The following is a 4614-nucleotide window of genomic DNA, read 5'->3' on the forward strand; positions in this document are numbered from 1 at the left end:
CGGGGCATGGTGGGAACCCTTTTGGAGGTGGGCCTGGGCAAGCGCAACCCGGATAGCCTCCGGCTCATTCTGCAAACCCAGGACCGAAGCCAAGCGGGCCCCTCGGCGCCCCCTCAGGGACTGTATTTCCTCGAGGCCGCCTACCCCCCGGAAAAACTAACCCCTTGGTAGACCAGGGGCAGCCCTAGAGGCGGCTCCTTGGGTCTAAGGCGTCCCGAAGCCCATCCCCCAGGTAGTTAAAGGCCAACACGGTGATGAAGATCATGAACCCCGGGGGCAGGGCCAACCAAGGCGCGGTGAAGATGTACTCCTGGGCATTGGTGAGCATGTTCCCCCAAGTGGCCACCGGGGGCTGGATGCCAAAGCCCAGGAAGGAAAGGGCCGCCTCCACCAAAATGGCCCCCCCGATCTGCAAGGTGGCCTGCACGATCAAGGGCGCCAAGGTGTTGGGCACCAGATGCCGGAACATGATGCGGGCGTCGCTGGCCCCCAAAGCCTGGGCGGCGGTGGCGTAATCCTGCTCCCTCAAGGAGAGGATATTCCCCCGCACCAGCCGGGCCGTGCCCAGCCAGCCAAAGAGCACCAGGATGGTGATGATGATGAAGACGCTGGCAGCATCGCCAAAGACCCCTTGGGCCCACTGGCCCACCTTCACCCCCGGGTCCCGCAGCAAAGCGGACAGCACCAAGAGGAGGGGAAGGGTGGGGATGGTGAGCATGAAGTCAATGAGGCGGCTTATGGCCACGTCCAAATCCAGGCGGATCTGCCCCCTAAGCCCATACCAGGCCGCCCAAAGCACCAAGGCCAGGACCAGGCCAAAACCCAGGTAGCTCCCTACCCTGCCAGCACGAATCCCATCCTCGGCCAGCGTCCAGGCGATGGAAAGCGCCAGGTACAAAACACCGTAGTAGAGAAACCAGGAAAAAATCCGCCAGAGGGCAAAGCTGAAGGGATAAAACCCCTCCCGTTCCCGCCTCAAAGGCCCCAGGTAAAAGCGCAAGGGGCGGCCCGAGAAGTACCCCGCCAGGGTGCCCATGATGGTACCCAGGATCACGCTGGAAAAGGCCACGGCAAAGCCCACCAAAAGGGAGATGCGGGAGCCGTAGATGATGCGGGAAAGCACATCCCGGCCCAGGTCATCGGTGCCCAGAAGGTGCTCCCGGGAAGGAGGGTTGAAGTAGTACTGGCCCACGTCCTCTCCCGTGGGCTGGGCTGTGGGGTCGTAAGGAGCTATCCAGGGGGCGAAGATGGCCATGAGGATCAGGAGGATGATGACCACCAACCCGGCCATGGCCATCTTGTGCCGCCTTAAGCGGCGCCAGAAAAGGCCGAAGAAGGTACGGGGCTTGGCTTTTAACGCTTGCGTCGCCATGATCCACCTCTAGCTGTAGCGGATGCGGGGGTCCACCACCGCATAGGCCAGGTCCGCCAACAGGTTGAAAAGCGCCGTCATCAAGGCCAAGAAGGCCAAGGCCGCCATGGCCACGTTGTAGTCCTTCTCTACCAGGGCGTCAAAGATGGCCCGCCCCATGCCGGGGTAGCTGAAAATGGTCTCGGTGATGGTGGCCCCACCCAACACCCCTGGAATGGCCAGGCCCACCAGGGTCACGATGGGAATGAGGGCGTTCCTGAGGGCGTGCTTGTAGAGCACCACCCGCTCGGCCAAGCCCTTGGCCCGGGCGGTGCGGATGTAATCCTGGGAAAGCACCTCCAGCAAGGAAGCCCGCATGAACCGGGTCCACTCCGCCATTTGCAAGGAGGAAAGGGCGATGACCGGCAGGATCAGGTGCCAGGCCCACTGCCCCAGGAAATACGCGAAGCTCACGGCCCCCGAACGCACATCCTCCCAAAGCACCCCGGGCACCCCCCCGGTGGGGAAGCGGGGGAAACCCGGGATATGGTCGGGAAACCAGATGGCAAAGAGGTAAAGGAGCAGGATGCCCAGGAAAAAGACCGGCATGGAAAACCCCACGAAGGAGAAGAAGGTGATGACGTAATCCGCCAGGGAGTACTGGCGCACGGCGGAGAAGATGCCCACGGGGATGGCCACCACCAAGGCCAGGGTCAGGGCCAAGCCCGAGAGGATCAGGGTCTTGGGCAGGCGCTGGACAAAGATGTACTCCGCCGCCGGGATGCCGTAGGTGCGGCTGTAGCCAAGGTCCCCCCGCACCGCCCGGGAAAGCCACTTGAAGTAGCGGATATGAAGGGGCTGGTCCAGGCCATAGGCCCGCTTCAAGGCCTCAAACTGCTCCGCGGTCATCCGAGGGTTTTGCCGCTTGAGCTCCTCCAAGGGGTCCCCCGGCTGCAAGGCCAGCAGGGCATAGATGACCACACTGGCGGCGAGGAGCAAGGGGACCATCTGCAAAAGCCGGCGCACCGTGTACGCAAACACCTTTGTACCTCCTGTTTTTTAGCCTCCAAATAGCCTATCGGCTGACCAAAAAGCCCGCTGGGCTAGACGCCCAGCGGGCCCCACTATACCACGGCTACTTGATGGAAAGGGCGTACTTCGCCTGGTCCCACTTCTTCACGGCGCCGCGGCTTTCCCAACCGATCTCCCAGGCGTTCCAGCCGGGGTAGCCGAAGCCACCTGCATAGGCGCTGGCCACGTAGTTGACCAGGCCCTTGCGCACCACGTAGGGGTTGGCGCGGAAGTAGAGGGGCAGGGCAGGAAGCTCCTCCGCCCAGATCTCCTGGGCCTTCCAGAAGAGCTGCTTCCGCTTGGCCTCGTCAAACTCCAGCACCCCCTGGCTGGTCAGACGGTCAAACTCGTCGTTCCGCCAGCCGCCGATGTTCTGGCCCTGGTAGTTGTTCTCCTTGGTGGGCACCATGATGGCCCCGGTGTTCAGGTTCTTGTACTGGAAGAGGGAGCCATCCTCGGCCAGGCTGGAAACCCAGGCGAACTCAAACATCCCGGTCCACTTGCACTCGCTGGCCCGCTGGATGTAGTCGTCGGAGAAGACCACGGCCGAGGGGGCGTTGTTGATCTTGACAGCGATGCCGATCTTCTTGAGGTCCTCGGCGAAGAACTGCTGGGTGCGCTCGCGGATGGCGTTGCCGGCGGTGGTCACGTACTCGATCTCAAAGCGCACGGTACGCCCGCCCACGGTGCGCTGGAGGATGCCATCCGGACCCTTCCTCCAACCCATCTGCGCCAGGAGGGCCTCGGCCTTCTTCAGGTCAAACTCGTACTTCTTGACGTTGGGGTTGAAGAGGGGGTTGACGGGGGCGATCCAGGTGTGGGCCACGGGCTGGAGGCCATCAAAGAAGGCCTTCACCAACCCTTCCCGGTTCATGGCGTGGAGGAGGGCCTGGCGGGTGCGGACGTCGTCCAGGCCCAGGTCCTTCACCTGCTGGCAGTTGGTGAACTTGTTGATGTCAATGTGCTCCCAGATGGCCCCGGGCACGAACCAGATGTCAAAGCGGCCAGGGGCGCGGGAGGTCAGCTGCCGGCTACGGCCTTGGTCAAAGGTGAGGGCGACGCTGGAGGTGGCGTCAATGGAGCCCCCGATCACCGCCACCAGGAGGGAGTTGGTGTTCTGGATGAAGCGGTAGACCACCTTCTGCACGTACTTGCTCTCCCCACCCTCAGGCTTGATGGGGAAGTTGGGGTTCCGCTCCATCTCAATGGAGTTCCCCGGCACCCAGCGCTTCAGCTTGAAGGCACCCGAGTAGACCATGGCACCCCGGTTCAGGGCCTGAGGGGTGGCGAACTTGAGGAAGAAGTTGCGGTAGAGCTCGTTGAGCTTCTCCGCATCCTTATCGGGGTCCAGGTTACGGGCCGCCGCCTTCACCTTCTCCCACTCCGCCCCCATGATGTGCTTGGGCGCATAGCCTATGGGGGAGCCGTAGGTGTCGTAGTAGTAGGCGGGCTCAAAGGTCACGGTGAAGTTGCGGGCATCCTTGACCTTCAGGCTCACCCGCTCCCAGTAGTCGGGGTTCAGGAGGGGCATGCCCTTGGCCTTGCCCACCTCAAAGTAGAACTGCACGTCCTCGGTGGTGATGGGTTTGCCGTCGGACCAGCGGGCATCGGGGCGGATGGTGAGGTCCATCTCCAACCGCTTCTTGCCCCCGCCGATGTCGGTCACCCGCAGGCGCCCGTTCCTCTCCGTGGGCACCTCGGTGGCCAGAACGGGGAAGTTCTGGCTATCGGCGTTGAAGCCAATGAAGGGGGCAAAGAGATAGCCTTCAATCTCGCTCTTGATGGCCTGGTTGGAGATGATGCTCAGGAAGTCCCCCGCCAGCACCCTAGGCTCCTGGGAAGCCCCAATGACCAGGCTGTTGTCCTGAGGCCCCGCCAGGGCCAGGCCCAGGGCGGTTAAACCGAGTACAGCCAGCTTGCCTACTTTTCTCATACGGCCTCCTTTCTCCATCGTGGCACTACCCTTAGTGGCCGAGGTTATTATACGGCTCCCTTTCTTAGGGTCAATGGGAGAAGGGTAAAGGGGGCCTGAAACCAGGCCCCCTTGCTCAAAAGGCCCTTAGTGGCCGCAGGTGCGGGCCTCTCCCTCCTGGTCCTTGGTGCGGAAGGAGTGGCCGCAACCGCAGGTGCTGGCGGCGTTGGGGTTATGCACGGTAAATCCCCCGCCCATGAGGCTTTCCACCCAGTCTATT

General features: G+C 62.6%; 3 protein-coding genes and 2 pseudogenes. 1 reads left to right on the top strand and 4 read right to left on the bottom strand.

What is annotated here, in order from left to right; all coding sequences use genetic code 11:
* A pseudogene (locus tag Q0693_RS07370) lies at positions 1 to 171 on the top strand (tRNA pseudouridine(38-40) synthase TruA); the annotation flags it as partial.
* 13 nt (positions 172 to 184) lie between these two features.
* Here the strand turns inward: Q0693_RS07370 and Q0693_RS07375 are convergent.
* From Q0693_RS07375 to Q0693_RS07390, 4 genes and pseudogenes are all read right to left on the bottom strand, one after another.
* Positions 185 to 1372 (bottom strand): ABC transporter permease, encoded by a 1188-nt coding sequence (locus Q0693_RS07375; protein WP_243030614.1) that lies wholly within the window; start codon positions 1370 to 1372, stop codon positions 185 to 187.
* Positions 1373 to 1381: 9 nt separating this feature from the next.
* On the bottom strand, positions 1382 to 2392 hold the full coding sequence (locus Q0693_RS07380; RefSeq protein WP_298630379.1) for an ABC transporter permease: 1011 nt from the start codon (positions 2390 to 2392) through the stop codon (positions 1382 to 1384).
* Between the two features lie 94 nt (positions 2393 to 2486).
* Positions 2487 to 4355 (bottom strand): peptide ABC transporter substrate-binding protein, encoded by a 1869-nt coding sequence (locus Q0693_RS07385; protein ID WP_298630381.1) that lies wholly within the window; start codon positions 4353 to 4355, stop codon positions 2487 to 2489.
* Positions 4356 to 4481: 126 nt separating this feature from the next.
* Positions 4482 to 4614 (bottom strand): annotated as a pseudogene (locus Q0693_RS07390) (iron-sulfur cluster assembly accessory protein); the annotation flags it as partial.

The organism is uncultured Thermus sp., from assembly GCF_938010445.1.
Taxonomy (GTDB): domain Bacteria; phylum Deinococcota; class Deinococci; order Deinococcales; family Thermaceae; genus Thermus; species Thermus altitudinis.